At 69.1% G+C, this 26,730-nt stretch carries 23 protein-coding genes and 2 pseudogenes; 14 read left to right on the top strand and 11 right to left on the bottom strand.

What is annotated here, in order from left to right; genetic code table 11:
* Nucleotides 1–385 precede the first annotated feature (385 nt).
* Both EV562_RS28835 and EV562_RS28830 read left to right on the top strand, forming a co-directional pair.
* Nucleotides 386–1,000 (top strand): SRPBCC family protein, encoded by a 615-nt coding sequence (locus tag EV562_RS28835; RefSeq protein ID WP_133889787.1) that lies wholly within the window; start codon nucleotides 386–388, stop codon nucleotides 998–1,000.
* 29 nt (nucleotides 1,001–1,029) lie between these two features.
* On the top strand, nucleotides 1,030–3,333 hold the full coding sequence (locus EV562_RS28830) for an FdhF/YdeP family oxidoreductase (protein ID WP_133889786.1): 2,304 nt from the start codon (nucleotides 1,030–1,032) through the stop codon (nucleotides 3,331–3,333).
* Nucleotides 3,334–3,495: 162 nt separating this feature from the next.
* Here EV562_RS28830 and EV562_RS35210 read toward each other — a convergent pair whose 3' ends face one another.
* From EV562_RS35210 to EV562_RS28805, 5 genes are all read right to left on the bottom strand, one after another.
* Nucleotides 3,496–3,642, bottom strand: a complete 147-nt coding sequence (locus tag EV562_RS35210; protein ID WP_166662027.1) for a hypothetical protein — start codon at nucleotides 3,640–3,642, stop codon at nucleotides 3,496–3,498.
* Nucleotides 3,643–3,987: 345 nt separating this feature from the next.
* Nucleotides 3,988–5,646 (bottom strand): catalase, encoded by a 1,659-nt coding sequence (locus EV562_RS28825; RefSeq protein ID WP_133889785.1) that lies wholly within the window; start codon nucleotides 5,644–5,646, stop codon nucleotides 3,988–3,990.
* Nucleotides 5,647–5,967: 321 nt separating this feature from the next.
* Nucleotides 5,968–6,711 (bottom strand): sterol desaturase family protein, encoded by a 744-nt coding sequence (locus tag EV562_RS28820; RefSeq protein ID WP_243860220.1) that lies wholly within the window; start codon nucleotides 6,709–6,711, stop codon nucleotides 5,968–5,970.
* A 6-nt stretch (nucleotides 6,712–6,717) separates the two neighbouring features.
* Nucleotides 6,718–7,434 (bottom strand): GntR family transcriptional regulator, encoded by a 717-nt coding sequence (locus EV562_RS28815; protein ID WP_133889784.1) that lies wholly within the window; start codon nucleotides 7,432–7,434, stop codon nucleotides 6,718–6,720.
* Between the two features lie 804 nt (nucleotides 7,435–8,238).
* A complete protein-coding gene (locus EV562_RS28805) occupies nucleotides 8,239–8,619 on the bottom strand; it encodes a helix-turn-helix domain-containing protein (RefSeq protein ID WP_133889782.1) in 381 nt (126 codons plus the stop codon).
* 75 nt (nucleotides 8,620–8,694) lie between these two features.
* Here EV562_RS28805 and EV562_RS28800 point away from each other — a divergent pair, with 75 nt between their 5' ends.
* From EV562_RS28800 to EV562_RS28785, 4 genes are all read left to right on the top strand, one after another.
* Complete coding sequence (locus EV562_RS28800; protein ID WP_133889781.1) at nucleotides 8,695–9,390, top strand: NAD(P)-binding domain-containing protein; 696 nt, start codon at nucleotides 8,695–8,697, stop codon at nucleotides 9,388–9,390.
* Between the two features lie 213 nt (nucleotides 9,391–9,603).
* Complete coding sequence (locus EV562_RS28795; RefSeq protein WP_133889780.1) at nucleotides 9,604–10,275, top strand: helix-turn-helix domain-containing protein; 672 nt, start codon at nucleotides 9,604–9,606, stop codon at nucleotides 10,273–10,275.
* Entirely contained in the window at nucleotides 10,272–11,630 is a 1,359-nt protein-coding gene (locus EV562_RS28790; protein WP_133889779.1) for an MFS transporter, read from the top strand. Before EV562_RS28795 ends, EV562_RS28790 begins: the two co-directional genes overlap by 4 nt.
* A 469-nt stretch (nucleotides 11,631–12,099) precedes the next feature.
* Nucleotides 12,100–13,125 carry a hypothetical protein gene (locus EV562_RS28785; RefSeq protein ID WP_133889778.1) on the top strand — a complete coding sequence of 342 codons (1,026 nt, stop codon included), beginning with the start codon at nucleotides 12,100–12,102 and terminating at the stop codon, nucleotides 13,123–13,125.
* 332 nt (nucleotides 13,126–13,457) lie between these two features.
* Here EV562_RS28785 and EV562_RS28780 read toward each other — a convergent pair whose 3' ends face one another.
* Nucleotides 13,458–14,354 (bottom strand): helix-turn-helix transcriptional regulator, encoded by an 897-nt coding sequence (locus EV562_RS28780; RefSeq protein WP_133889777.1) that lies wholly within the window; start codon nucleotides 14,352–14,354, stop codon nucleotides 13,458–13,460.
* A gap of 228 nt (nucleotides 14,355–14,582) precedes the next feature.
* On the opposite strand from EV562_RS28780, the pseudogene EV562_RS28775 reads away from it, so the two are divergent.
* The 3 genes and pseudogenes from EV562_RS28775 to EV562_RS28765 all read left to right on the top strand — a co-directional run.
* A pseudogene (locus tag EV562_RS28775) lies at nucleotides 14,583–14,741 on the top strand (aldo/keto reductase); the annotation flags it as partial.
* A gap of 76 nt (nucleotides 14,742–14,817) precedes the next feature.
* Nucleotides 14,818–15,846 carry an alcohol dehydrogenase catalytic domain-containing protein gene (locus EV562_RS28770; RefSeq protein ID WP_208298445.1) on the top strand — a complete coding sequence of 343 codons (1,029 nt, stop codon included), beginning with the start codon at nucleotides 14,818–14,820 and terminating at the stop codon, nucleotides 15,844–15,846.
* A gap of 301 nt (nucleotides 15,847–16,147) precedes the next feature.
* Nucleotides 16,148–16,603, top strand: a complete 456-nt coding sequence (locus EV562_RS28765; protein WP_133889776.1) for a MarR family winged helix-turn-helix transcriptional regulator — start codon at nucleotides 16,148–16,150, stop codon at nucleotides 16,601–16,603.
* Between the two features lie 18 nt (nucleotides 16,604–16,621).
* On the opposite strand, the gene EV562_RS28760 is transcribed toward EV562_RS28765, so the two are convergent.
* Complete coding sequence (locus EV562_RS28760; RefSeq protein WP_133889775.1) at nucleotides 16,622–17,278, bottom strand: class I SAM-dependent methyltransferase; 657 nt, start codon at nucleotides 17,276–17,278, stop codon at nucleotides 16,622–16,624.
* A 251-nt stretch (nucleotides 17,279–17,529) separates the two neighbouring features.
* Here EV562_RS28760 and EV562_RS28755 point away from each other — a divergent pair, with 251 nt between their 5' ends.
* Together EV562_RS28755 and EV562_RS28750 are read left to right on the top strand one after the other, a co-directional pair.
* On the top strand, nucleotides 17,530–18,225 hold the full coding sequence (locus tag EV562_RS28755) for a transcriptional regulator (RefSeq protein ID WP_133889774.1): 696 nt from the start codon (nucleotides 17,530–17,532) through the stop codon (nucleotides 18,223–18,225).
* Nucleotides 18,226–18,256: 31 nt separating this feature from the next.
* A complete protein-coding gene (locus EV562_RS28750; protein WP_133889773.1) occupies nucleotides 18,257–18,748 on the top strand; it encodes a DUF3291 domain-containing protein in 492 nt (163 codons plus the stop codon).
* 329 nt (nucleotides 18,749–19,077) lie between these two features.
* Here EV562_RS28750 and EV562_RS28745 read toward each other — a convergent pair whose 3' ends face one another.
* Entirely contained in the window at nucleotides 19,078–19,590 is a 513-nt protein-coding gene (locus EV562_RS28745; RefSeq protein WP_166662042.1) for a PadR family transcriptional regulator, read from the bottom strand.
* Nucleotides 19,591–19,645: 55 nt separating this feature from the next.
* On the opposite strand from EV562_RS28745, the gene EV562_RS28740 reads away from it, so the two are divergent.
* Nucleotides 19,646–20,335, top strand: a complete 690-nt coding sequence (locus EV562_RS28740; protein ID WP_133889771.1) for an isochorismatase family cysteine hydrolase — start codon at nucleotides 19,646–19,648, stop codon at nucleotides 20,333–20,335.
* 83 nt (nucleotides 20,336–20,418) lie between these two features.
* Here the strand turns inward: EV562_RS28740 and EV562_RS28735 are convergent, their stop codons facing one another.
* Nucleotides 20,419–21,318: an aminoglycoside phosphotransferase family protein gene (locus EV562_RS28735; protein WP_166662041.1), complete on the bottom strand. Its 900-nt coding sequence runs from the start codon at nucleotides 21,316–21,318 to the stop codon at nucleotides 20,419–20,421.
* A gap of 1,121 nt (nucleotides 21,319–22,439) precedes the next feature.
* Entirely contained in the window at nucleotides 22,440–22,886 is a 447-nt protein-coding gene (locus EV562_RS28730) for a DUF1772 domain-containing protein (protein ID WP_133889770.1), read from the bottom strand.
* A 116-nt stretch (nucleotides 22,887–23,002) separates the two neighbouring features.
* Between EV562_RS28730 and EV562_RS35735 the strand changes: the two are divergent.
* A pseudogene (locus tag EV562_RS35735) lies at nucleotides 23,003–23,206 on the top strand (TetR family transcriptional regulator); the annotation flags it as partial.
* 445 nt (nucleotides 23,207–23,651) lie between these two features.
* Here EV562_RS35735 and EV562_RS28725 read toward each other — a convergent pair.
* A complete protein-coding gene (locus EV562_RS28725) occupies nucleotides 23,652–25,124 on the bottom strand; it encodes an aminopeptidase P family protein (RefSeq protein ID WP_243860218.1) in 1,473 nt (490 codons plus the stop codon).
* A gap of 395 nt (nucleotides 25,125–25,519) precedes the next feature.
* Here EV562_RS28725 and EV562_RS28720 point away from each other — a divergent pair, with 395 nt between their 5' ends.
* Nucleotides 25,520–26,719, top strand: coding sequence for an MFS transporter (locus EV562_RS28720; RefSeq protein ID WP_133889769.1), 1,200 nt, complete (start codon nucleotides 25,520–25,522; stop codon nucleotides 26,717–26,719).
* The last annotated feature ends 11 nt before the right edge of the window (nucleotides 26,720–26,730 follow it).

Here is a 26,730-nt window from a genome sequence, read left to right as displayed (position 1 = left end):
CGGCCCGCCGCCTCACGTCAGCGGCACGACCTCACGGCGTCGGCGTCGGCGTCGGCGTCGGCGTCGGCGTCGGCGTGCACGGTGGTGGCTTGCACGAGGGGGCGACTGCCGGCGTCGGCAAGCAAACGGGTGATTCGCTGCTGCCCGATCCCGGCATGGTCCCGCCCGACGGGAAAGTGGCTCGTAGGGCAGGCAATGTGATTGTCGTCGGGGGCTGAGGCCAGAGGGGCCCTTGATGCGACAGGTAGAGGCTTGCCGACACGGAGGACGGACGGCACCGGGACGACTCGAATCGCGCGATGTGGGCACCGGGAGAGGAGCCACGCCGCACGAGAGGAGGCCGGGTACCCGGTCGCCCGGCTCCCGCACCCAAGGAGAGACCACGATGGCGCTCGATGACGACGCCCAGCACGCCGTGCCGAACACGCCGGGGACGCGCGAGGACGGCGTCACCCGCCGACGTCCGCTGCCGCAACGGCATGTCGAGGAGACGGTCGAGATCGCGGTGCCCGTGCCGACGGCTTACAACCAGTGGACGCAGTTCAAGGCCTTCCCGCGCTTCTCGCACCTGGTGCAGGGCGTCGAGCAGATCAGGCCCACGGTGACCGTCTGGACCATCGGGCACGGGCCACTGCGCCACCGTTTCCCGGTCGAGATCGTCGAGCAGGACCCCGACGCCTACCTGGCCTGGCGTGGTCTGGAGCAGAACCCCTCCCACCAGGGTGAGGTCGAGTTCAGACCTACGGGGTCCGGCGGCACGGCGGTCACCGTCGGCATACTCCTGGAACCGCGGGGAGCCGCGAGAATCCTCACCCGTTCTTCCCGCGCCGCCCGGCTGACCGCCCGACTGGTACGCGGCGAACTCACGCACTTCAAGCACTTCATCGAGGGACTGGGGCACGAGGGCGGGGCCTGGCGGGGCACCATCCGCAACGGCCGCGTCCAGCACGATCAGCCGGAACCGCCCAGGAGCCGGGTGGCCCACTGGCCCGTCGGCTGACCGCGTACCGGACGAAGAAAGGCGAACCGATGCAGAATCCGCCCGGCGAGGAGCCGGAAACCAGCCTCTCCGTGACACCGCCGAAGAAGTGGGCGGCCGGAGTCCCGGCGGTCGTGCACGCCCTGGAGTACTCCCTCAAGCAGACCTCCCCGGGCAAAACCGGCGTGGACCTGCTGGCCATGAACCAGGTGGGCGGGATCGACTGCCCCGGCTGCGCGTGGGCGGACCCGGCCCCCGGCCGGCGGCATCGCAACGAGTACTGCGAGAACGGTGCCAAACACATCAACGACGAGGCCACCACGCGCCGGGTCACCGCCGACTTCTTCCGCGAGCACAGCGTCACCGACCTCGCCACCCGCTCGGACATGTGGCTCAACCAGCAGGGGCGGCTCACCGAGCCGATGATCAAGCGGCCCGGCAGTGAGCACTACGAGCCCATCAGCTGGAACGACGCCGTGGCCGTCCTCGCGCGGGAACTCCGGTCGCTGGCCTCCCCCGACGAGGCCGTCTTCTACACCTCCGGCCGCGCCAGCAACGAGGCCGCCTTCATCCTGCAGCTCTTCGCCCGCGCCTTCGGCACCAACAACCTGCCCGACTGCAGCAACATGTGCCACGAGTCCAGCGGCTTCGCCCTGAGCGAGACCCTGGGCACCGGCAAGGGCACCGTCAGTCTCGACGATCTCCACCACGCCGACCTGATCTTCCTGGTCGGGCAGAACCCGGGAACCAACCACCCGCGCCAGCTCAGCGCCCTGGAAGAGGCGAAGCGCAACGGGGGCCGGATCGTGGCCGTCAACCCCCTGCCGGAGGCCGGGCTGCGGCGCTTCAAGAACCCGCAGAAGCCGCGCGGGCTCGCCGGACGCGGCACCCAGATCGCCGACCGCTTCCTGCACATCAAGCCCGGCGGCGACCTCGCCCTGTTCCAGGCCCTGAACCGCTTGCTGCTCGAGGCCGAGGACGCCCGCCCCGGCACCGTCCTGGACCACGCCTTCATCGACGCCCACACCACGGGCTTCGAGGAGTTCGCCGAGCATGCCCGCGGCGTCGACTGGGACGACGTGCGCGCGGCGACCGGGCTGACCCGCGAGGAGATCGAAAAGGTCCGCGACGAGGTTCTGCGCAGCGAGCGTGTCATCGTCTGCTGGGCCATGGGCATCACCCAGCACAAGCACGGTGTGCCGACCATCCGGGAGATCGTCAACTTCCTGATGCTGCGTGGCAACCTGGGGCGCGCCGGTACCGGCGCCTGCCCGGTGCGCGGCCACAGCAACGTCCAGGGCGACCGCACCATGGGCATCTGGGAACAGATGCCGGACACCTTCCTCGACGCCCTGCAGAAGGAGTTCGGCTTCGACCCACCGCGCCCGCACGGCCTCGACTCGGTGGACTCGATCAAGGCGATGCGTGAGGGCCGTGTCAAGGTCTTCCTCGCCCTGGCCGGCAATTTCGTCCGCGCCGCTCCCGACAGCGAGGTCACCGAGGAGGCGATGCGCTCGTGCCGGCTGACCGCGCACATCTCCACCAAGCTCAACCGCTCGCACGCCGTCTGCGGCGACACCGCACTGATCCTGCCCACCCTGGGACGCACCGAGCGTGACGTCCAGGCGGACGGCGAGCAGTTCGTCACCGTCGAGAACTCCATGAGCGAGGTGCACACGTCCCAAGGGCGCCTCGAACCGGCCTCCCCGCTGCTGCTCAGCGAGGTCGCGATCCTGTGCCGGCTCGCCCGCCGCACCCTGGACGGCAAGCCGGACATCCCCTGGGAGAAGTTCGAGGGCGACTACGGCACCATCCGTGACCGCATCTCCCGCATCGTGCCGGGCTTCCACGACTTCAACGCACGGGTGACCCGCCCAGGAGGCTTCCAGCTGCCCAACCCGGTCAACGAGGGCGTGTTCCCGAACAAGGTCGGCAAGGCACTGTTCACCTGCAACGACCCGGTGGTCCCCCAGGCACCCGCGGGTCACCTACTGCTCCAGACGCTGCGCTCCCACGACCAGTGGAACACCGTCCCCTACAGCAACAACGACCGTTACCGCGGCATCCACGGCAGCCGCCACGTCGTGCTCGTCAACCCGGCCGACCTCACCGAACTCGGCCTCGCGCAGGGCGATCGCGTCGACCTGGTGAGCGTCTGGGCGGACGGAACCGAACGTCGGGCCCAGAACTTCGAGGTCGTGTCATACCCGGCCGCCAAGGGTTCGGCCGCCGCCTACTACCCCGAGACGAACGTCCTGGTGCCGCTGGACAGCGTCGCCGACATCAGCAACCAGCCTACGTCGAAGGGGATCGTCGTCCGCCTGGAGCACACCCTCGTCCGGACACCCGGCTGAGCGACGGCACGGTCCCGGCGAGACCCGCGACGGTCTGCCCGCCGCGGCCCGGGCTCCCGGAAGCCCGCGGCGCGGACGTCGGCCGATGGGCAACGGGGTCTCTCACCGGATGATCTCCACCATCACGGACGAAGTCCCCGAGGGCATGGCCGAGTGAACAGGTCAGGCGTCGGCGATGAGGGGATCGTACGGGGTGCCCTTGTTGCGCCCCGACATGATGGAGAGGAAGTCACCTACGAAGGCGCTGATGTTCTCGGCGTTGATCCAGCCCTCCGGCAGGAACCGGCCCAGCCCGGCCCGAAGCGGCATGATCGGTCGCACAGTGCTCGGTCACGCCCGACCCTGTCCTGCCGCCCCGCCCGGTCCCCCGCTTCCGCAGGGCCTCATCTCCCAGGACTGTGACAGGGCGTAAGGGATCTGACCGGCCGAACGGATGGCCTTCACCCTTGACTCGCGCGTTCGAATCCGCCGAAGGTGCCGAGCGAGATCTCGCGCCCCGCCGCCCGCGACGCCGTGGCCGCCGCGGTCGCCGCGACGGCCTCTGCGCTCGGGCAGCACGGCCGCCGACGTTCCTCCACGAGACCCGGGTGCTCGTCCGCAACGTCGAGGAGCACCAGCTCACCGGGGCTCCGACAGGGTCGACCGTCGGCGTCATCACCGAGTGACGACGTGCCGCTCGTTCGGGACACAGTGGGTCATGGTGAGGCCCTCGACATCGCGCGGCGGGTTCTTGCCGAGGTTCGACAGCCGCTCGCGGTCCTCGTCCGTGAGTTCCTGGCCGGCCAGCGGCTTCAGGCCCGCCACGTCCTGGGGGCTGATACCGAGGCCCTCGCCGACGCGCAGGCCGAGGTCGTTGTCGACCAGCAGGAAGTGCCAGACCATGCGTTCCTGCACCGGCCGCTCGCACTGCGAGATCAGGTCGATGAAGTTCTTCACCAGGTCGTCCCGCTCCCACTGCTCCAGCAGGCAGTAACGCTGGCCGGCCTGGAGGTAGTCGTTGGTACGCGGGATGCGCTTGCGGGTGACCCGGCCCCGGATCTCCGGCCCCTGTTCGTCGTGCGTTGGGTACTGCGCCTCGCGCAGGCTGCCGTCGGTGATGGACGGCTCGTAGTTGACGATCGGGTTCTCACCGCCGTCGACGTGGTACGCCATCTGGCCGTCGCGCTGATTGGTGCGCACGGTGGCGTTCTTGGCTTGGTTCACCGGGAGTTGAAGGTAGTTCGGGCCGACACGGTAGCGCTGTGTGTCACTGTACGAGAAGGTCCGGCCGACCAGCATTTTGTCGTCGGAGAAGTCCAAGCCGTCGACGAGGACACCGGTGCCGAACGAGATCTGCTCGTTCCCCGCGAAGTAGTTCTGCGGCATACGGTTCAGTACGATCCTGCCGACCGGTCTGGGCGGGAAGTCCTGCTCGGGCCAGGTCTTGGTGTCGTCCAACGGGTCGAAGTCCAGTTCCGGGTGGTCGTGGTCGTCCATCATCTGGACGAGCAGTTCCCACTCCGGGTAGTCGCCGCGGGCGACCGCCTCGTACAGGTCCTTGGTGGCGTGGCCGAGGGAGTCGGCCTGCACCTGCGCGGCGTCTTCCTCGGTCATGCTGCGCACACCTGCCTTGGGCATCCAGTGGTACTTGACCAGCTTGGTCTCACCGGTCCGGTTGACCCACTTGTAGGTGTTGACGCCGAAGCCCTGCTGGTGGCGGTAGTCGGCGGGGATGCCGCGCGGGCTGAAGAGGTTGACCAGCATGTGCATGCACTCCGGGGTCTGCGACATGAAGTCGAAGATGCGCCGGGGCTGCTGCTCGAACGTGACCGGGTCGGGCTTGAGGGCATGGATGACGTCCGGGAACTTGATGGCGTCCCGGATGAAGAAGACGCCCAGGTTGTTGCCGACCAGGTCCCAGTTGCCGTCCTCCGTGTAGAACTTGACCGCGAAGCCGCGTGGGTCGCGGGTCGCCTCCGAGGAATCGCGGCCGCCGATGACGGTGGAGAAGCGCAGGGCGATGTCGGTGCGCTTGCCGCGCTCTTGGAAGAGCTTGGCGCGGGTGTAGCGGTCGATCGGCTCGTCGCCCCAGGCACCGTACGCCTCGAAGTAGCCGTACGCGGTGACTCCGCGGGCGTGCACGACGCGCTCGGGGATGCGCTCCCGGTCGAAGTGACTGATCTTTTCCAGGAACTGGTAGTTCTCCAGCGTCGCGGGTCCGCGGGCGCCGACGGTGCGCTGGTTCTGGTTGTCGTAGACCGGATGTCCCTGCCGGTTGGTGAGCACCCTGCGGTCATCGCCGGGAGCGGGACCCTGGCTCGATACATCGGTCATTGCGCTTCTGCTCCTTCGACTCGTAGGCGCCGCAACGTACGCATGCGGGGGCGACGGCCGTCGGCCGGGCACATGGGCGTCCCGGCATCGGGCCAGGCGGGGCCGGTCATGTGTGACCCTGACACGGGGCCGGGCTGCCCGCGACCGGCGGACAGGGCCGAACGGCGCACCGTCACCCCGCGAACCCAGCCCTCTCCCCGGCGCTCGGGTCCGCGACGAGGGGCTGTCGTGTCGGTCGCCGAGGAGCCGGGTGCACAGCGGTGCCATCCCCAGGTACGCGGGCCCTCGTGGCTGCCCCCTGCGTCTGCGGGCGCTCGCGCGTCACCGCTGGCCGTGCAGGGTCTTGGCAGTGGGCGACGTCGGCACGGCCGCCGGGTCGGGATAGGTTCCCAGGAGGCGGTCGGCGCTTGCGGTCGTGGTGACCGTGAACCAGTAGTGCTCATTCTTGTAGTGGTGCAGCCGGTGGTTGCGCCAGACAGCTTTGTAGGCCCTGTTCCGGGGTCGGTAGTCGCTGTGGATCAGGTAGTGCGTCCACTCGTAGACCAGTCCCGCGACCGTCACGGTGATCATGAAGGTCAGGGCCTGGCCGAGTCGCGGAAAGGCCACGAGGGCGGCTGTGTTGTAGCCGATGATCACCCAGATGAGTGCCTTCCAAGGGATGAAGACCAGGGGGGTGTCACGTGGGTCGACGTGATGTTCACGGTGCTTCCTCGCCAACAGGGTGTCGAGAGTGAGGCCCGCGACCTTTCGGGGACGCCAGTGCAGGACGAAGACGTGGATCAGCCACTCGAGCAGGGGAAACAGCAGGATCAGCACGAGCGGTGCGAAGGCGTCCTCACCTCTCCAGTCCCCCACGGCTATGCGGCCGGTGAGCAGTACGCCCAGCACCGCGCTGATGATCCAGGGCGACGGGTATCGGCAGAAGGCGCGGAAGGCGCCTCCCAGCGTCACAGCGGTGCGGCGCGGCGCCGAGAGGGCGGACTCGTCCGCTCGCACACGGGCACGGGCGTCCGATGTCACGGCGTTCTCGGTGTCCCGCTTCTGCTGCGCAGTCGTCTTGCGCAAGGTTGCTCACCCCTCGAGTTGATTGATGACTTCGATCAGGGCCTCGGTGGCCGGGCGGAGCAAGGCCTCGGCACGGCTGTGCGCGGCGTCGGCGTCGGCGTCGGCGATGGCGGCGACCACGGCGTCGTAGGCGCAGGTCCGGTCCACCTCCGTGGCCATGACCTGGGCCAGAGCATCAAGCGCGGGTTCGTAGGCTGCTCGCAGGCTGTTGAACATCAGGCGGAAGGTCACGGAGTCGGCGGCGTCCGTGACGTGCTCCCAGAAAGTCAGCGCATGTCGCTGCCGGGCGACCGGATCGCCGTCGTCTTTCAGCGCTTGGACAGCGGCCTCGAGCTGCGGGACCAGTGTCGGTCCCCGGCGTCGGGCTGCCAGTTCGGCGATCTTCGGGCCCACGTGGAGCCGCGCTTCGAGGATGCTCCGGGCGACCGCCAGATCGATCTCGCCGCCGGCGAACAGGAGGCGAGGCAGCAGGTCGAGGCCGCCGGACCGACGGATGTCGCGCACCGTGGTGGCATCTCCTTGGCGCACTTCCACCAGGCCGGCGTGGGCAAGTCGTTGCAGTGCCTCGCGTACTGCCGGGCGTGAGACTCCCAACACCTCCGCGAGCCGGCGCTCACTGGGCAGGTTCTCACCCGGGGCGAGGCTGCCACTGATGACTTCTCCGAAGAGCTGATCGAACACTTCGTCAGGGACCGAACGCCGATTGACTGGTTGCAAGGGCATGTGCGCACTTTAGAACTTGGCGGACAGATGGTCTAGTGGTCAGACCACCTCTTTCGGCCGTGCCCTCGGACGAAGGGTGGTGGCTCCCGATGATCGGGGCGGTCGCGGTCGAGAGGTGAACCGGGTGACGGCCGTGGGAGTACATGCCGGAAGAAGTTGGCTTCGGCTCGGGCATGATCTGCTGGTGCGGCTGCCTGGCCGAGTGGTCCGAGATCGGGGTGTGGCCCCCGGTTGCACGAGGCCCTCGCCACCAACCTCCGCAGCGCGAAAGCCCTGGAGTTCGCCGGAGTGGCCGTCGACGGCTACCGCATCCGGACGTCGCAGGGGATCCAAGACGGGCCGAAGCCCGGTTGACCGAGGTAGAACCGGCAGCAAACACCACCTGATCACCGACGCCACCGGAATAGCGCTCGCCACCGCTCTGACCGGCGGGAACCGCAACGATGTCACTCAGCTCGTCCCGCTGCTCGAAGCCGTACCGCCAGTGCTGGGGCGAGCAAGGTCGGCCTCGGCGCAGGCCGAACGTGGTGAACGTGGTACTTGGCGACCGCGGCTACGACCACGACAAGTACCGCCACATGGCCAGGAATATCAGTGTGAACCCGCTGACATCATGCGCCGATGCGCCGAGCACGGCTCCGACCTGGGCGCTCACCGCCGGGTCGTCAAAGACGCGTGCGCCCGCCCGTCCCAGTTCCGCCCACGGATCCGCCGGGAGATCCGTGACGACATCCACTGAGCCTGCCTCACTCTGGGATGCGCACCCATCCGCCGGCGACGTCTGCGCTCACGCTGTTGATCCCACTAGCAAGTTGAATGAGGGGACTGCGGGTCGGGAGCGCATGCTGTTTCCTGGGCGGCCATGACCTCATCGCCGTGCTCGAAGGCCCATGCGCCGACCGCGTCGATGGGTGCCAGAAAGGTCCGTCCCAGAGCGGTGAGCTGGTACTCAACCCCTGACGATGCGTTGGGGTGTGCCTGCCGATCGACCAGCCCGTTGAACTGCAGCCGCCGCAGGGTCTCGGTGAGGACCTTGGAGCTGATCCCCCCGATCCGCTCCCGTAGTTCGACCGGGCGCCTGGAGCCGTCGCGCAGCGCCCAGAGCACCACGGCGTTCCAGGTGTTGGAGAGCAAGTCGAAGGCGAGGCGGGCACGGCAGTCGGCGAGGAAGGCGTCGGTGGTCACGTACCAAATGGTGCCCGAACGGCCTTCTAGCGTCGGTACGAACCGTCAAAGCAGGCACGGAGAAGGGAACACGTGGTGAGAATCGGCGTACTGGGAACGGGCAACATGGCTGACGCGCTCGCCACCCACTGGGTGCGGGCCGGGCACGAGGTGATCATCGGGGGACGGGACGCACACAAGGCGGAGCGGCTCGCGACACGCCTCGGGGGCAGCGCGAAGCCTGCCAGTCTGCGCGCGGCGGCCGAATCCGGCCAGGTGGTACTGGCCGCGTTGCCCTTCGGGGCGGGGGTAGACGTGGCGCGGGACCTGCACGCAGCCCTGAAGGGCAAGGTGCTGCTCGACTGCTCCAACCCGGTCGGGCCGGGCTTCCGGCTGCTGACGGAAGGAGGTCTCTCAGCCGCGCAGCAACTTGCGGTAGCGGCACCAGGAGCCCACGTGGTCAAGGCTTTCAACCTCTGCCACGAGGACGTGTGGCGCATGCGGCCGCCTGTCTTCGACGGGCGGCCACTGGCCGTGCCCATCTGCGGGGACGACGAGACGGCCCTCGACCGGGTACGCGAGTTGGTGCAGGACGTAGGGTGCGAACCCGTTGCTGGAGGCGGTCTCGAACGGGCGGGGCTCCTGGAAGCAACCGCCGCGCTGTTCATCGCTCTGTGGGTTGGTGAGGGAGCGGACGCGCAAGCGATCGCGCCTCCGCTGGCATACGCGGCCGGACCGAGCCACCAGGAAACGGGAGGCGACACGGCCGCCCAGCACGGCACCCACCGCTGAGCCGGCGACCACGCCAGCGGGCCGCTGCATCCGCTTCGTTCGCGCAGGTTGTCTGTGCCGCTCCGACAGCCGCGCGACCCTGTCCGGGGGGGTGGTACGTCCCGTGTTCGCCAGCCACAAGAGCAGCATGACCCTCGCAGGCAGAGTGAACCGCAAAGAGTTCTTCGCGAAGACCTCTTTGCGAAGAACTCTTTGCAGACTACCGTGTGCGGTATGGCTGATGCAGTGGAGATGCCGGACGGCCCGAACCTTGAAGAGGACTCGGTCGTCCTGGATGCCAAGGGGTTGCGTGCCCTGGCGCATCCGGTGCGCGTGCAGTTGGTCGGGCTGCTGCGGAAGTACGGGCCGTCGACGGCCACCCGCCTCGCGGAGCGGTTGGGCGTGAATTCCGGTACGGCCAGTTACCACCTCCGGCAGCTCGGTGCGGCCGGTTTCGTCGAGGAGGACACCGAACGCGGCAACGCGCGAGAGCGCTGGTGGCGGTCGGTGCACCGGACGACCTGGTTCAACGATCCGGAGCTGGCCGAGCGGGAGCCCGAGGCCGCACTGGCCTACCAGCAGTCCATCGCCGCCATCTACACCCTGCGCACGCAGCAGACCCTGAACGGGCTTCAGACGATGCCCCGCGCATGGCGGAACACCTTCGACATGAGCGACTGGGCCTTGCGGCTCACGCCAGAGGAGGCCGCTGCCCTGTACCGGGAGTTGTCGGACGTCATCGCGCGTTACCGGCGAGATGCGCCGGAGACGGCGGCAGGAGCCCCCGAGGAAGCTGAACGGGTCGCCGTGATCACGCAGATCCTGCCCGAACTGGATGCCCCTGCCGCGTCGTCACCCCCTCCCGGCCCTGGCCCTCAGGAAGAGGAAGGGGACCCGACGTCATGACCGACGACGCCTCGGAGCCGGGCGCGATACCCGGCAGGACGTCCTTACGACCGCTGGGCGGAGTGCTGACGGCCATGGCCGTGTCGCTGACCGGCACTCGGATCTCCGTTGTTGCACTGCCCTGGTTCGTCCTCGTGACCACCGGCAGCGCCACCCAGACCGGACTGGTCGCCTTCTGCGAGATGACTCCCTACGTGGTGGTCAAGGCGTTCACCGGACCGCTGGTGGACCGGATCGGACCGCGAGCCGTTTCCTGGACCACCGATCTGGCCAGCGCGACCGCCGCCGCTGCGGTTCCCCTGCTCCACACCCTCGATCTGCTCTCCTTGCCCCTTCTGCTGGTTCTGGTCGCGTTGATCGGTGCGGCCCGGGGGCCCGGCGACCTGGCCAAGGAGGTGATGGTCCCGGAGGCGGCCGAGCGTGGCCGGGTACCGCTGGAGCGGGCCACCGGGCTGTCCGGCGTGATCGAGCGGCTCGCCTCTACCGTCGGCCTGGCAGTCGGCGGATCCCTGGTGGCGCTGGTCGGTCCCTTGACCGGGCTCGCGGTCAACGCGGGCTGTTTCGCCCTCGGATCGGTGATCATCAAACTAGCCCTGCCTCGCGGCATGGGCCAGACGGCCGAGGAAGCCCCGGCGCCGGCCGGGGAGACGGATGCGGGCTACTGGCGGCGGTTCGGCGAAGGCTTCACCTTCCTGCGCGGCGAACCGCTGCTGCTCACCGTCATCGTCATGGTCGGCATCACCAACCTGCTGGACGCGGCGATCACCTCGGTACTCGTACCCGTCTGGGCCAGGAAATCCAGCAACGGACCGACCGCGATCGGCCTGATGGGCAGCATGATGGGTGCCGCGGGGGTCGCCGGGAGCCTGATCGCCGCGATGGTCGCGCACCGGCTGCGGCGGCGGATGGTGGTTCTCACCGGGTTCTTGCTTGCCGGGGCTCCGAGGTTCCTGATCCTGGCCTTAGACGCCCCGTTGGTGGTGGTGATAGCCGTCTTTGCGATCAGTGGGTTCGGCGCCGGCTTCGTCAACCCGGTACTGGGGGCCGTCCTCGTCGAGCGGGTGCCACGCCGGATGCTGGGCCGGGTCAACGCCCTCGGCGACTCGCTGGCCTGGTCCGGTATCCCTCTCGGCGGACTGCTCGCCGGCGCGGCGGTGACCGCTGCCGGACTCGTGCCGGTGCTGCTCACCTGCGGTGCCGCGTACTTCCTCACCACGAATCTGGCGGGACTGCGACCGGAATGGCGCGAGATGGACCGGACGCGCGGGCGGGGCGTCCTGAAGCCGCCTTCCGAGGAAGACACCTCGCAAGGCAGCGTCACTGCAGACGCGCACGCCTCACGCACACACAGGTGACTGGTGGTCGGGCGCGGATTGATCATGGTCGGCGCCGGCAACCAGGGCCCCGGAACGGCGGTGAACGCGTCGCGTCTGTAGGAGGTCCGCCCGAAGCCCCTGCCCGGCACCGCGCTGAGGCGCGCAGCCCGCGGTCACCACCTCAACTGGACTCCGCCGGATTGGAGGGACCTCGCCGCCGCAGGGCCGCGATCGGTCCGCCATGCTGTCCGGCCGATCCTGGTGGGCTGTCCTGCCTCATGACGCATCGTTCTGATCGTGGCGCGAGGACATCTGACGGACGACAAGTGGGCTCGGCCGGTACGGCATCTGCCGAAACCGGGGGCAGGCGTGGGCAGTGGTGCGATCAGCGAACGGTGATCAACCGACATCCGGAGCGGCCACGCGGCGATCGTGGACCTGCTCGCGGGTCGTCCGCGTTCGTGGGCCACAAGGCCCGTTGTCAGAGGCGATTGGCAGGATTGCGGCCATGAACGTCACGCCTGTCACTCCGCCACGGCCGATCGACGTCGTCGCGGTCTTTCCCCAACTGGCTTCGCTGGCCCGCACGGCGACCCGCCTGCACCCCCGCCGCGGGGCGCCGACGTGGCACGACAGCTCGATCGGCGGGCCGCTGCTGTGGCCTGCCGAGGAGCCGTGGCCGCACTGCGAGGAACCGCATGTGGTGGACGGCATCAACCCAGCCCGGTCTCCGGCGGATCTGCGGCTGGAACGGCGGGTCTTCGCCGCCTCGCACGGCCGGGACCTGACTCCGGAAGAGCGGGAGACTCTCGAGCGGATCCGGCCCCCTCGCACATATCCGCTGAGGCTGGCGGTCCAGTCGTTCGACGGCCCCGTGGCGATGCTGCCCGTCGCGCAGTTGTACGCGCGAGACGTGCCCGATCTGAGCCCGCCGGAGGGCAAGGACCTGCTGCAGGTTCTGTGGTGCCCCTTCGATCATCCGATCATGCCCAGGACCCTGCTCTTCTGGCGTTCGGCGGCCGCCGTCACCGACATCCTCGACACGCCCCCAGAGCCGCCCGCAGTGCAGTTCGACGGCTATCTGCCGGACCCGTGCGTGCTCGAACCGGAGCAGATCACCGAGTACCCCGACCATCTGGAGCTGAGCGAAGAACTGCGGGAGAAGCTCAAGCATTGGAGTGTGCCGCAGGCAGCAGAGGAAGACATGGACCCGGACACGTACTACGACTGTGTGCTGTCCAACGCACCCGGCTGGAAGGTCGGCGGCTGGCCCGCTTGGGACTCCACCGACCCCAGCCCGCAGCCCTGCTCCGAGTGCGGCACGGGCGTGGAGGTCCTTATGACCGTCGCCACGTTCGAGGAAGGGGACGACGCCGGGAACAGCTGGTCTCCACACCCCCACCCCGGTGCTGGACCGTACCCCGGCCACCGCGGTTACAACGCGACCGGGGTCCAGATAGGCAGCGGCTACCGGCAGCACCTGTTCGTCTGCCCGGCGGAGCCCGACCATCCGCACATCGAGTTGATGACGTAGCCCGTCCACGGTGTGCTGCGGCAGCATCACGGTGCGGGCATGCCGGCTGCCGCTGTCGCGGTGCCAAGATGGAGGTGACCCCGCTTGTCGTAGCGAGTGGTGACAGCCCGGGACTGCTTCGACAGAGCCGGTATCAAGTCGGCTTGTCGCCGGCTCCTGACCGGTCTTCGGAGAGAGTCCGCGGTGCGCCTGCCGGCAGTGCTTCGAGGTCTGCCGGGGCGTAGACCCATCCGTACGCGGTGGTCGTCGACCCGGCTCCGGAATCCGTGGGAGACCAGGTCCCGGGGGGCCAGCGGCGCCATAGCCACGTGCAGCCGGTGCGTCGGGTGATCTCAGGAGGGTGGATGGGGAAGCTGCTTGCCGTGTGTGATCGCGGGCGCGGTCATGTCGAGCAGGAGCAGGGCGTCGTGGTCGGGGGTTCCGGGTTCGGCGGTGTAGACGCCGATGCGCTGGCCGGGGGTGCCTTCGACGTGCAGGGCCTGGGACGTGAGGGTGAGGGTGCCGACCTGTGGGTGGTGGAAGGTCTTGTGGGCAGGCTTGCGGCCGGTGACCTCGTAGCGTTCCCAGAGTCCAGAGAAATCGGCGCTCTTGAGGAGGAGTTCGCCGACGAGGTTCGTCAGGTCGGGCGCGTCGGGGGCGGTGCCTGCGACGGCGCGCAGGCGGGCGACGCAGCCCATGATCTGCCGGTCCCAGTCGGGAAACAGATCGCGGGCGGCGGGGTGGAGGAAGAGGTAGCGAGCGAGGTTGCGGTGCTTGACGGGCCAGTCGTCCAGGCCCGCGTACAAGGCGAGGCCGCCGGGGTTCGAGGCGAGCATGTCCATGCTGCGGCTGATGACGTAGGCGGGGTTCGGCCGCAGTGACTCCAGCAGCAGCTTCAGGTGGGGGCGCACGGTCGGGCTGGGGGCAGGTGGTGGTTCGCCGATGTAGCGGGCGGCGCGGGCGGCGAGCTCGCGCAGGTGCCGGTGTTCCTGGTCGTCCATGCGCAGGGCGCGGGCGAGGGAGTCGAGGACGGCGGGACTGGGGCGCGTCTCCTTGCCGCGCTCCAGACGGACGTAGTAGTCGATGCTGATGCCGGCGAGGGTGGCCACCTCCTCGCGGCGCAGCCCCGGGGTGCGCCGCAGGCCGGCGCCGGGAGTGAGCCCTACGTGCTCGGGGCTGGTCTGGGTCCGGCGGGCGCGAAGGTAGCGGCCCAGCTCGGCGCCGTCATGGGGTGCGCTCTGGGATGCCATGGGTCCCAGTCTCACGCACCGCGCACCTGCCGCGCAGCCGGGAGAGGGGCCCTGCCACTACCCCCGAAGAGCCCGCCCTGCCACACCACCGGAATCCGGGCGAAGGTGAAGCAGCAAGACGCCGACGTCCTGACCACCTCGACCGGCCCACCGGCCCGGAACAGGCACGGTCCGCCGGCCGGGAGGACGGTGAGGGCGCCGGGGCACGCTACGACGCGAAGGGGCACGATGCGCTACACCAACCCGCGTGGCCTGGACGTCTCCCAGATCCGACAGGGCGCGTGGGGCATGTCTCACGGCTACACGGACTCGGGCACCGACGACACGGAGTCGACCAGGACCGTGCACCGGGCGCTGGACCTGGGCGTCACTCTGATCGACACCGCCGAGGATGTCCAGGCCCGGATGCTCGACCGCTGACAACGCCCCCTGCGATCCCCCAATCAGTTTGGAGCAAGACCCCATGCGTGCAGCAGTGATGTACGGAGCCGGCGACGTCCGTGTCGAGGACCGGCCCGACCCGAAGATCGTCCGGACGACCGATGCGGTGGTCCGCGTCGTCGCCTCCTGCGTGTGCGGCAGCGACCTGTGGCCCTACGCGTCCATGCCCGCCACCGGCACCGGCCGCCCCATGGGACACGAGTTCCTCGGCGTCATCGAGGAGACCGGCACGGACGTCACCACCCTCACGGCGGGGGACCTCGTCGTCGCACCGTTCACCTACAGCGACAACACCTGCGACTACTGCGCCAAGGGCCTGCACATCTCCTGCCGCAACGGCGGCCGGTACGGCTTCGACGGCGTCGACGGCGGACAGGGCGAGGCCGTCTGTGTCCCGTACGCGGACGGCACCCTGGTCAGGCTGCCCGTGGCCGCCGACTCCGCGCTGATCCCGTCGCTCCTTGCCCTCTCGGACGTGATGACCACCGGCCACCACGGCGCCGTCACCGCCGGCGTCGGCCGCGGTGACACGGTGCTGGTAGTCGGCGACGGCGCGGTCGGCCTGTGCGCGGTGCTCGCCGCCAAGCGGCTGGGCGCCGAGCGGATCGTGCTCGCCGGCCGCCACGCAACCCGCACCAGCCTGGGCCGCGACTTCGGTGCCACCGACGTTGTCGCCGAACGCGGTGAGGAGGGCATCACGCGGATCCGTGAACTGACCGGCGGCGTCGGCAAGGTCATCGAGGCCGTCGGTACCCGCCTCGCCTTCGACACCGCTTTGGGCGCCGTCCTGGACGGCGGCACCATCAGCCGCCTGGGCGTGCCTCAGTACGAACAAGTCTCGTTCGGCCCCGCCGAGTTCATGCGTGACGTCACCCTTACCGGCGGTGCCAGCCCCGCCCGCACCTACATCCCGCAACTGATGCCCGACGTCCTGGACGGCACGATCGTCCCCGGGCTCGTCTTCAGTGGGACCTTCCCTCTCGACCGGACGCCGGACGCCTACCGGGCGATGGCCGACCGCCGCGCCCTCAAGGCCCTCATTCGTCCCTGACCGGCAACTCCCCGTTCACGAGACTCCCACGGCCCCAGGACGGTCACCTGGCCGTGATCCGCAGCGGGGACAGCTCCGGCACCACCGCAGGCCTCTCGACGGCGGCGGGAGCCCGACCGCCACAGGCGCCCGCCTGCCGGGCCCCGCCGTGCCCACGGTCCGCCGGGAGCCGTCCACCGTGACCAGAGCACAGCGCCACTACGGTCACGGGCTTGCCCTCAACCAAACTTGAGGTCCTACCTTCTTCCCACGGCCTGCACGGTGTGCGGGCTCCGCTCAGAAGAACCCGGAGGGACCCCCCATGACGACCGAGCAGATCTCCGACACCGAACTCGCCGGGCAACCCGCCGCGTACTGGACCGGTGTCGCCTACGAGGCGCTCATCGCGTACACCCGGGCCCGACAGGCCGAAAAGGGCTACACCCAGCCCCAGTTCTGGATACTGCGCAACCTCTCGAAGAACGACCTTTCGCCTGACGGCGAGGGAATGACCCTGCTCGAGCTGCGCCGAGCCATGGCCTCCTACATCCGCCCCGAGGACGACCTGGCGGCGGAGGCCGAGGTGCTCCTGGAACGCGGCTGGCTGACCCGGGAAGCAGAGGACCGGCTGCGGCTCACCACGGAGGGCGAACAGGCCCGTGTCGACCTGGCCAGCAATGCCCCCGCAATCCGTGCTGCCCTGCACGAGGGCATCGACGACGCCGACTACGTCACCACGCTGAAGGTGCTCCAGCAGCTGATCCGTAACGCCGTCTGACAGGATCAGACTCTCGGCTCAGCCTTGATGCCACACCAGCGTGTAGCGCCAGAACAGCCGACGGCGCACTCGTGCCCCGGGCAGTATGCGTCGGGCTTCGTGGACGATCTCGGAATAGCTCATGGTCGCTGGTCGCACTGGCGCCGTCATCGAGGCCGGCAGACATGCCGTGCGGCCCTTGTTCTTGATCCAGCCCGTGACGGCATTGGGAACAATGGCGGCGGCTCCGAGCAGGTGGTCGGCAGGAGTCCGAGCACGCCAGAGTCCGACGACAACCAAAGTCCCACCGGGCGCCAGGTGCCGGCGGAAATGGGCGAGGGCGTCGGCGAAGGGCAGGTGGTGAAGGGCGGCGACGCAGGTGATGACGTCGTAGGAACCCGCCGGGACCCCGGTGAGCGCGTCCGCGGTGGTGAAGGTCACCGGAGTCTCGGGAGAGGTCAGTTCCTGCGCCCGGGCGATCACCGCTGGATCAGAATCGACTGCCTCCACCGCAGCGGCTCGCGTGACCAGCAGTCTGGCCAGTTCCCCGGTGCCACAGCCGACGTCCAGGGCGGTGCCGAAGCTCCCGAGCAGCTGCCTCATGATCCACCGGTGGTAATGGGCGTTGTGGTCCCAGGGGTGAGCGGCGTTGAACCCGTCGAGGGCCAGCAGCAGACGTCGCGGCAGTCTCGTCATGCGGTGAGTCCATCAGAACCGTCTCATCGACGCGACCCCGGTGGCGACCCGGTTCCGAGAAGACATCGCGTGTTGCCTGGCACACCTACCGAGCGACGAACGCCGAGGACCCACCTGAACGGTGCTCGGGTGCCCGGCTATCACCCTGCTCGCCCTGCACCGCCACTCCGGCCAGACCAGGCTGCCGGGCACCGGCCCAACCGCTCCCGCACCTCTCTACCGCCAACCTGCGTTGTTCATAGACTGGCCCGGTGGAAGACATCGAAGCGATCGCGGCCTTGCAGGACTCGGTGCGCAGGCGCCTGTACGAGTACGTGGTGGAGCAGGGACGTGAGGTCGGGCGCAACGAGGCGGCCCAAGCGGTCGGCGTGACGCGGACCCTGGCCGCCCACCACCTGGACAAGCTCACCGAGGTCGGGTTGCTGAACAGCGGCAACCGCCGCCTGACCGGCCGCTCGGGACCCGGCGCGGGCCGCCCTGCCAAGGTCTACTCACCCGCCCGCACGGAGCGGTCGGTGTCGCTGCCCGCCCGGGATTACCGCACGGTCGCCAGCCTCCTCGCGGAAGCCGCCGAGGAGGCGGGGCTCGACAGCCGGCTTTTCGCGACGGCCCGACGACGGGGCGAGGCCGACCGCGGACCCGTGACGCCCTGTGGGGATCTGGAGGAGGCCATGGGGGTGCTGGCAGCCCGAGGCTACGCGCCGCAACTGGAGGGCGGCGGAGAGGACGGCGAGGCGGGCCCACGCGTCGTCCGTATGCGCAACTGCCCCTTCCACACGGTCGCCGAACGCTTTCCGCCGCTCGTCTGCGGTATGAATCTGGCCCTGCTCGAAGGGCTGATCGGAGACGGCCCGGTGGCGGTGCGGATGGAGGCTCGGCCGGGAGGGTGCTGCGTGGTCCTCGAAGACTCAAGGAATGACGGGAACTCTAAAAACAACGTTCGTTGACATAGAGTCGGCCTCATGTTGGGATGTCACCATGACCACACCCCAACACGCCTTCAACCTGGCCGAGTTGAACGTCGTCACCCTTCGCCACTCCTTCGACGACCCGCACATGGCAGAGTTCGTCGCACAGCTCGACCCGATCAACGCCGACGCGGATGCCGCACCGGGCTTCGTGTGGCGGCTTGTGGCCGACGGGGCGAACGACGCCACCGGACTGCGGCCCGCGGGCGAGGACGTGGTCGTCAACCTCTCGGTATGGGAGAGCCAGGAGGCGCTGTGGGACTTCACCTACCGCAGCGGGCATCTTGAGGTGATGCGGCGCCGACGCGAATGGTTCGACCGGCACGTGCAGGCACACCTGGTGCTCTGGTGGGTCCCGGTCGGTCACCTCCCCACCGTCGAGGAGGCCTTGGACCGACTGGCGACACTGCGCGCCCACGGGCCGAGCCCGGACGCGTTCACCTTCGCCTCGTCCTACTCGGCGGAGAAAGCCGGCCTGCGTCCGGCCGAAGCGGCGACGTGAATCGATTGTCGGCTCGGTTCAGGCAGGCAATGGGCGGGACCGAGGGTGGTCCGCTGCTCTCCGGGACCATCGGCCGGCTGATGTACGGATACGAGCTTCTGTCAGCCGCGGTGGGAGAGCGGGCACTTGAGTTTCCTCTGCGCCACCGATGCGCCGTCGATGCCTCCAGACGCCGCGCAGCGTGCCGCGCCGTGAGCCGGAACGATCCAGTTACGTTGTGAGCTGATCTTGACGCCTGCCGATCTCACGGACCCGTACCGGCTCTGCGACTCGCGGCCGCACGGGAAGAGAGCGTCCGGAGTGAGAACGGACGAGGGGCCGGCGCGTCCTCAGTCCAGGACTTCCCGCAGCCAGGACCGTTCCGCGCGGCTCGTTGCGCGGGCGATGGTGAGCATGCCACGGCGGTAAGGGTCGTCGGTGTCCTCGGCGCTCAGCGGGCGGTCGCCGTCACGGAAGAAGCTCGCGGGCTGTTCCAGGAATTCCAACCGCCGACGCAGTACTGCGTGCTGGTCAGCGGTGCGAGGCAGTTGAGAGAGGAAGGCCAGAATCGTGAAGTACCGGGTGCTGTCGCTGATGTCCAGGCCGTCGGCGTCCCTCAGTCGGCGCAGCAGTTCGCGGCGGCCGGCGTCGGTCAGGTGCAGGGTGTGCCGCTGGGCGGCCGAGGCGCCCGGTTCGGTGCGCCGGTCCAGCAGCCCGGCGTTGACCAGCCGGTTGATCGCAGGATAGAGGCTGCCGTCGCTGATCGGCCGGGCATGGCCGGACAACTGCGCTATCCGGTGGCGCAGTTGGTAGCCGTGCAGCGGTCGCTCGGCCAGGAATCCCAGGATCGCGAGTTCGAGCATGCTGCTACTCTCGCACATCGAAACGATGTACCTCGAATCGATGTAGGAGGTGGGGATGACGTATACCGAGGAATGGGTGACCGCACGGGCACGGAACGCCTACGAGCACGGCCGGGCATCGTTCGACATACAGCCCGAACGGACGGCGCTGCTGGTCATCGACATGCAGGACGAATTCGTCCGGCCCGGATGGAGCCCCTACTGGGTACCCGCGGCCACTCGTATGGCACCCCGGCTGCGGCAGTTGGTCGAGGTGTGCCGGGCCGTCTCAGTGCCGGTGATCTGGACCATCTTCGACGACACCCATCTCGGACTGGACCGGCCGCACGCCCTGCGGTTCCTCCCACACGCCGACACCGACTGGCGCCGGCCCGAGCCTGCCGAGGTTTGGGCCCCGATGGACCACCGCCCCGACGAGGCGCTGATCCGCAAGCCCTCCTACGGCGCGTTCTACGACACCCCGCTCGACACGATGCTGCGCAACCTCTCCCGTGACACAGTCATCGTCACGGGAACACTCACCAACTACTGCTGCGGCACCACCGCCCGTCAGGCGTACGAACGTGGTTACAAGGTCGTCGTCGGGTCTGACGTCACAGCCACCGACGACGAGTCCCGGCAGGAACCAGAACTCGCCGTCCTACGCAAAGGGTTCGCGCTCGTGCTGTCCGCAGAGGAGATCGCGAACCGACTGACCACACTCACCCCTGCCTCAGAGGACGGGGACCGGGCGAACGTTTCCTGAGGCGTCCCTGGCTCGCCCGAGGCGGGTCAGGGTAGCCGCCTGGGCCGGTCACCGGTGATGCCTGGCGCCTGTGCCCCAGCTGTCTAGCCGATGAGAGCCTCAGCGATCTGACGGGTGGTCTGCGCGGCCACCCGGGGATCCACGGTGGCGTAGTGGGTGTAGGCGCTCAGGGCCGTGGTCAGTGCCCAGCCGCGGCCTCGGGCCCAGGTGGCGTCGTTCACGCCGAGCACGGCGCGGAAAACGGCCCGGCTCCGCGACGACATCAGCGTGAAGGCGATCATCAGGTCGCAGGCCGGGTCACCGATGCCGAGTCCGCCGAAGTCGATGACTGCGCTGAGGCGGCCGTCGACCGTCAGCAGGTTTCCGGTGTGGAAGTCGCCGTGGAACCAGGCCGGAGGACCATCCCATTCGGGGGCGCTGATCGCTGCGTCCCACAGCTCGGTCATGGCCACAGCGTCGAACACCCCGTCGACCTCCGCGATAGCGGCCCGCGTCGACGGATCCCGCGCGATCAGCGATTGGCCGGCAAGACTCTCACTCATGTCCTGGTTCGGGATCGTCTCGGGCTCGAAACGCTGAAGGGCGCTGAGGAACTCTGCCAGCTCGACGGCGGCATCGGGTGAGTCGGCCAGTGTCTCGGCGGTCGCCACGTCACCGTCCACCCAACGGGACACCGCCCACGGCCACGGGTAACCGAAGTCGGGCCTCCCGACCCCCACCGGGACCGGGACGGTCAGGGGCAGGTGCGGAGCGAGCCGGGGCAGCCACTCGTACTCCTTGCCGGCCTGTCCGACGGCACCGATATGACGCGGCAGCCGGACGGACAGCTCCTCGCCCAACCGGTAGATCACGTGGTCCGAGCCGGCCGGGTCGAGCAGCTGCAGAGGTTGAGCGGCAAACTGGGGGAACTGCGTCTCGACCAGGCGCCGCACCAGAGTGGCATCGATGGTGGGGCGGGCGGCCGCGGTTCTCTCGGTTGTCAAGAGCAGCTCCTGGAACGGCCCGCCCCGTGCGGCAGACGTTGGGGCCATCTCAGTCTGCCGGAGGTCGCCTGTCACCCGGTTTTCCACGTCCCGGCCTGTGGGCCGGAGCCGGCCTTGATCGTGACGGGCATAGCCGGGACGAGGGGGGCATGGCGATTTGCCGGCTGGCAAGCCGCATCTCGTCGCAGGGGCCGAGCGTTCGTGCTGAGCCAGTTGGCAGAGCTACCTCGGAAGAATCGCTGGAGGACCGCCGCGGTCGCCATCTTCTCCGGCGCTCCGGCGGACACGGCGTCCGGCCAAGGCACGGCCTCCGGGATCGTGCGGTCGCGGGTCAAGCCGTGCGATCCCCCGGGCGGTTCCGTACGCGTCCCGTCCCTTTGCCCCGCTGTCTCGGCAGCTATCGACCGGGCCGCGGGCGCACCTTGGACAGCCGTCTCGGCAGCCCGTGCAGCAGGGCGACCGTCATGGCGAAGCTGCCCAGTGTCACAAGGAAAGCACCTGGATAGAGGTGGCCCACCCAGCATGGTTGCCACCCACAGTGACAGGAGGCCGAGGAACCCTTTCCGGGGACCGCGCGGGCTGCGGCCATCCCGCTCACCGAGGCTGCCGTCGCGTAGTCCGCGCCAGTCACGGCCCACCGAGGCGAGGGCGTGTTCCCGACCGAGCCGGCCCGGCGGAAGGAGCGTTCGGCCGCTGTGAACGTGATCGGCAGCAGCACTCCGACGGCGGCGCCGAACCCGGTGCCAGACGCCGGCCAGATCCCACAGTTCGTCGCCGAGCCCCAACGACAGTGCAAGGAATACGCAAGTGGCCATGAGCGACGGCGGCCGGTTCGGCGTTCTTCTCCTGCTCGTGTGGGGCGCCGACGCTTCACCAGGTGTCCTCTCGGTAGTCGCATCCGTGTGGCCGGTGCGTAGTCGCCGGGCTCAGGTCCGTTCACGGACTTCGAGGACGTCGCCCGGAGATCCGGACTCCAGGCCTGGATCGGAACCCTGGTGATCGTCGCGCTTCGCCGGCAATGCCCAGGGAGGATGCCTTGTTGCGGTGCTCACGCATTCCGGTCCGGCCGCGGACTCACGCACTCAAGGTCGACGCCGAAGCACCCGCCTGGTAGGTCCTGCTCAGACAAGGGCGGTGACCAGTAGGGCGAAGGCGGCGACGATGACGGCGACGCGGACGTAGTGGTAGCGGTCCCAGCGGTTCATCTGCTCCTTCCAGTCCGCGGGGCGGTTCTCGGGGGTCCACGTCTTGCCCCGGTTGTTGATCGGGACGAGCAGCAGGAGCGACATGATCACACTCACGATCAGCAGCGCGGCGGCGATGACGACGAGCCCGGAGCCGGGGCGGTCCCATCCGGCGATGGCCCAGAGCGCGCTGAGGACGAGCGAGCCGATGTACCAGAACGGCATGAGGGCGCCCAGCATCCGGCCCCCGTGAGCGCGGGCGAGCTGGTCACTGTCCTCGGGCAGGGCGTCGAAGATCCGGTTCATGACGAAGGCGACGGAGAACTCCACTCCCACCATCAGGCCGACGATCACGGTGGTGAAAACCTCGAGTGCGTTGAGCATGATGACCTCTCCCGTAACCGATCTAGCGACGCTAGCTGTTGAGGCAACGCTAGTACTGCTGACGCTCGATTGTCTAGCGTTGCTAGGAAGAGACTCGTGCCGAAGAAGAACACAAGCTGCGGGAACGGCCGGAGCGCCTCATCGTGGCGGTCATCTGCGAACTCGCCGAACAGGAGGGCCGGGACGCCATCACCACCGGCCGGCTCGCCGACCGCATCGAGTGCAGCCGACCCGTTCGCTACAGCCGATTCCGCGGCAAGCGGGAGGCCTCGGACCCGTCGCCCGGAGGGGCTGCCGAGTCGGCCGCGGCGGTGCGTGCCGAACTGGCGTACGGGCAAGGAGGATCCGGGCGAAGGCTGGCCCCAGAAGCCCCTATGGTTCACCGTTCTCGGGGTAACGGCGACTCAGCAGAAGAGAGCTCGAATTCCGCCAGCGGCTGCCGGGCGTCGTGCCGTTCGGGCCGCAAAGCACGCCATCATGAAATGGGATCAACAACCTGGTGCGCTGTATGCCGTTCATGCCACGGCTGTGAATTCCCCGGTCAGCAAAATTGAAGTAATGGCCGGAAGATGAGGGCGCATCACCCCGGCGGGAAGTGATCCGGCTGGTCGGGACGAGGACCCGCACTGATCAAAGTGGCCGAACTGGCCCCCCGCATCCGGCCGGAGCGCGGAATTCCGCAATGTTGCTGCGCATTACCGGCCCTCCGGGACCGGTACGCCCGTGGGGCGCCACCCCTGGCCCCGGGTGGCGCCCCACGGCCGGTCAGGCACGCAGCCGGGCCATCCACGCCTCGATCTCGTCCGCCCGGCGCGGGAGGGCGGCCGAGAGGTTCTCGTTGCCGTCCTCGGTGACGAGGATGTCGTCCTCGATGCGCACGCCGATGCCCCGGTACTCCTCCGGCACCGTCAGGTCGTCCGGCTGGAAGTAGAGGCCGGGCTCCACGGTCAGGCACATGCCCGGCTCCAGCGGGCCGTCGACGTACGCCTCCGTCCGGGCCGCGGCGCAGTCGTGCACGTCCAGGCCGAGCATGTGGCCGGTGCCGTGCATGGTCCAGCGCCGCTGCAGTCCCAGCTCCAGCACCTTCTCCACGGTCAGGTCGCCGAGCAGACCCCACTCGACGAGCCGGACGGCGAGGGCGCGCTGGGCCGCGTCGTGGAAGTCCCGGTACGCGGCACCCGGCCCGACGGCCGCGATACCGGCCTCCTGTGCCTCCAGCACCGCGTCGTAGATCCTGCGCTGGAGGGGCGAGAACCGGCCGCTGACCGGCAGGGTCCGGGTGATGTCGGCGGTGTAGAGGTTGCGGGTCTCCACACCGGCGTCGAGCAGCAGCAGATCGCCGTCGCGCACCGCACCGTCGTTGCGCATCCAGTGGATGGTGGTGGCGTGCGGCCCGGCGGCGGCGATCGTGTTGTAGCCGACGTCGTTCCCCTCGACCCGGGCCCGCAGGAAGAACGTGCCCTCGATGTACCGCTCGGACGTGGCCCGTGCCCGGCCGAGGGAGCGCACGACGTCCTCGAAGCCCCGGGCGGTGGCCTCGCAGGCGAAGCGCAGATCGGCGATCTCGAAGTCGTCCTTCACCCGGCGCATCTCGGAGAGGAAGACCCGGAACTCCTCGTCGCGCTCCGCGGTGACCTTGTCCCTGAGCGCCTCCTCGACACCGGCGTCGTGGCCCCGCAGCAGACGGACCGGGCCCGTGCCCTCCTCCAGCGTGCCCGCGAGGGCGCGCACGTCACCGCAGGCCAGACCGAGCAGCCGCCGGTTCTCGCCGAGGCTGTTGCGGCGCCCGTCCCACAGCTCGCCCCGGTCGGAGAGCCAGAACTCGCCGTCGGCCCGGTCGGAGCGCGGGAGCAGGAAGACGGTCGCCTCGTGTCCGCCTTCCTCCCGCGGCTCCAGGACCAGGACACCGTTCTCCGACTGGTCACCCGTCAGGTACACGTAGTCGGAGGAGGGACGGAACCGGTAGACCATGTCGTTGGCGCGCGTCTTCAGGGTCCCGGCCGGGACGACCAGGCGTTCCCCGGGGAAACGGGCGGACAGTTCGGTCCGGCGGCGGGCGGTGTGCCCCGCCTGGGGGATCGGCCGCAGGTCCGGCCGCTCGGTGTCGGCCCAGCCCTGGCTCATGTTCGCGGCGAGTTCCTCACTCACCTCGTGGTACAGACCGTTCTTCCGCTGCGGGGGTTCCTGGCCAGCCCCCCGGTCGTCCGGTTCCTGGGTCGCGAGCGTCCGCTCGGTCACGCCGCCTCCTGGTTGTCGCGCCGGCCGCCTCCGGGTGCGAAGGGCGGGCCGCCTTGCCGAAGAAAGCGCGAATAATACTCCGCCCGAAATGACGCTCTCACGGCAGGACAAGGCGTTTTGACCGATGTAAATGGAGGACGGGGTCTTCACACAGCCGAATATGACCGTTGACACGCTGTGAACGGCACACCTAGCATGACGGACCGTTACGTACGGCCGGTCGAACGGGGGTTCAGGCCACCGGCACTCACTGAGGTTTCTGATCGCTCCACCGATCAGGTTATCCGCCCCGGAAACCTGGGTTATTTTCAGCGTCATTTTTCTGCAGCCACGGGAGAAATGTGTCCGGGAGTGCGTCGCCGTCGAATTCCGGCCTGGGTACCTATCTCCGGCTCATGAGAGCGCCCGGTGCCCCCTCGCTGGCGTTCTGGGGCATGGTCGGCCGCTTTCCGATCGCCATGCGCTCCATCGGCTGCCTCATGCTGATCTCCGCCGTCACCGGTTCGCTGGGGGACGCAGGTCTGGTGGCAGCGGCGATGCTCGTCTCCCAGGGAGTGGCCGCCCCGTTCCTCGGGCGCCTGGCCGACCGGCACAGCCAGCGCAGGGTGCTGCTCGGCGCCTGTCTCGGACACGCGGTCGGCATGACCCTGCTCCTGCTCGCGGTCGGTCTGGAGCTGCCGCTCGGGATGATGGTCGCCGCCGCCGTACTCACCGGTTGCACCTCCGTGTCGTTCACCGGTTTCATGCGGGCGCGCTGGGCGTCGTTCGTCGACCAGCGCACGCTGCGCACCGCGTACGCCATGGAGTCCATGCTCGACGACACGATCTTCCTGCTCGGACCCCTGCTGGTCACCGTGCTGAGTTCGTCGGTGCACCCGGCGGGAGGGCTGGTCGCCTGCGCGGTCCTGACCGTGACCGGATCGGTCTTCGTGGCACTGCACCGACGGTCCGAACCGGCCGGCGCCCAGCGGCCGGGCGAGCGTCCGCGAAGGGCGATCGGGGTGCCCGCGGTCTGGGTACTGATGATCACCTACGCCGGGATGGGCTTTCTGTTCGGCGCGATCGACGTCACGATGATCGCGTTCGCCGAGGAGCGGTCCGCGCCGGGGCTCGCCGGTGTGCTGCTGGCCCTGATCGCGGTGGGCAGCCTCTTCGCCGGAATCGCGTACGGTGCCGTCGACTGGCGGGTGTCACAGGTCACGCTGCTCGTGTTCACCACGTCCGTGCTGACGCTCAGCGCGGTCCCGCTGGCCTTCGCGGGCTCCCTCCCGGTGATGGCGGTCCTGGCGGTCGTCGCGGGCGTCGCGGTCTCGCCCGCCCTGATCGCGGGCAGCACGCTCCTCGAATCGGTGGCTCCCAAGGGAGCTCTGTCCGAGGCCTTCTCATGGCTCAACAGCTTCGGCGCGATGGGCATCGCGTCGGGTACGGCCGTCGGCGGTCGCCTCGCCGACGTGGGTACGTCCGCGCACGCCGCGTGGGCCGGGGCGGCCGGCGGTCTCGTCGCCCTGGTACTGAGCCTCGTCGGGCAGCCCGTGCTGCGCGCGGGCAGGCCGGCCGCGCGGCCGGCACCGGACATGACAGCAGCAGAACACTGAGGAACGAGGAC

The organism is Streptomyces sp. BK208 (genome assembly GCF_004364245.1).
Lineage (GTDB): Bacteria > Actinomycetota > Actinomycetes > Streptomycetales > Streptomycetaceae > Streptomyces.
This window is presented reverse-complemented; position numbering and strand designations above follow the sequence as displayed.

Excerpts from the sequence above, each read along its gene's own strand:
- EV562_RS28835 (WP_133889787.1), top strand. The coding sequence starts at position 386 with ATGGCGCTCGATGACGACGCCCAGCACGCCGTGCCGAACACGCCGGGG.
- EV562_RS28815 (WP_133889784.1), bottom strand. The coding sequence starts at position 7,434 with ATGCCCTTGCAACCAGTCAATCGGCGTTCGGTCCCTGACGAAGTGTTC.
- EV562_RS28760 (WP_133889775.1), bottom strand. The coding sequence starts at position 17,278 with ATGACGAGACTGCCGCGACGTCTGCTGCTGGCCCTCGACGGGTTCAAC.
- EV562_RS28785 (WP_133889778.1), top strand. The coding sequence starts at position 12,100 with ATGAACGTCACGCCTGTCACTCCGCCACGGCCGATCGACGTCGTCGCG.
- EV562_RS28790 (WP_133889779.1), top strand. The coding sequence starts at position 10,272 with ATGACCGACGACGCCTCGGAGCCGGGCGCGATACCCGGCAGGACGTCC.
- EV562_RS28720 (WP_133889769.1), top strand. The coding sequence starts at position 25,520 with ATGAGAGCGCCCGGTGCCCCCTCGCTGGCGTTCTGGGGCATGGTCGGC.
- EV562_RS28745 (WP_166662042.1), bottom strand. The coding sequence starts at position 19,590 with ATGCTCGAACTCGCGATCCTGGGATTCCTGGCCGAGCGACCGCTGCAC.
- EV562_RS28825 (WP_133889785.1), bottom strand. The coding sequence starts at position 5,646 with ATGACCGATGTATCGAGCCAGGGTCCCGCTCCCGGCGATGACCGCAGG.
- EV562_RS28750 (WP_133889773.1), top strand. The coding sequence starts at position 18,257 with ATGACCACACCCCAACACGCCTTCAACCTGGCCGAGTTGAACGTCGTC.
- EV562_RS35210 (WP_166662027.1), bottom strand. The coding sequence starts at position 3,642 with ATGCCGCTTCGGGCCGGGCTGGGCCGGTTCCTGCCGGAGGGCTGGATC.
- EV562_RS28795 (WP_133889780.1), top strand. The coding sequence starts at position 9,604 with ATGGCTGATGCAGTGGAGATGCCGGACGGCCCGAACCTTGAAGAGGAC.
- EV562_RS28780 (WP_133889777.1), bottom strand. The coding sequence starts at position 14,354 with ATGGCATCCCAGAGCGCACCCCATGACGGCGCCGAGCTGGGCCGCTAC.
- EV562_RS28765 (WP_133889776.1), top strand. The coding sequence starts at position 16,148 with ATGACGACCGAGCAGATCTCCGACACCGAACTCGCCGGGCAACCCGCC.
- EV562_RS28740 (WP_133889771.1), top strand. The coding sequence starts at position 19,646 with ATGACGTATACCGAGGAATGGGTGACCGCACGGGCACGGAACGCCTAC.
- EV562_RS28770 (WP_208298445.1), top strand. The coding sequence starts at position 14,818 with ATGCGTGCAGCAGTGATGTACGGAGCCGGCGACGTCCGTGTCGAGGAC.
- EV562_RS28830 (WP_133889786.1), top strand. The coding sequence starts at position 1,030 with ATGCAGAATCCGCCCGGCGAGGAGCCGGAAACCAGCCTCTCCGTGACA.
- EV562_RS28730 (WP_133889770.1), bottom strand. The coding sequence starts at position 22,886 with ATGCTCAACGCACTCGAGGTTTTCACCACCGTGATCGTCGGCCTGATG.